Here is a 272-nt window from a genome sequence, read left to right on the forward strand (position 1 = left end):
TGTTATGCGGGTGTGAGGGAAAACTTAATATAGTACCTCAGCCTTTACTGGCTGAGGGGACAGAACAACTCCTTGCTTTGGAAACGTTCAATAGCAGTGATATTGGCACAGTGTACAAGCGGTGTTTCGATGTTGTTGAAGGTAGAAAAGTTGATACTGGATGGACAAGTACAACGGACCATATATTCTCTCCTAACATTGATGGATACAATAAAACTATTGTTCTATCCAGTAGTGGTGAAATGGACACCAGAAAGGCTACATATATAACT

1 protein-coding gene is annotated in these 272 nt (G+C 40.4%); it reads left to right on the top strand.

All coding sequences use genetic code 11. From position 1 onward, the window contains the following. Positions 1-272: hypothetical protein (locus tag LI126_RS14730; RefSeq protein WP_227165678.1), on the top strand; the 272-nt coding region annotated here is incomplete at both ends.

Origin of the sequence: Mediterraneibacter sp. 210702-DFI.5.30 (assembly GCF_020560115.1) — a bacterium.
Lineage (GTDB): Bacteria > Bacillota > Clostridia > Lachnospirales > Lachnospiraceae > Mediterraneibacter > Mediterraneibacter faecis.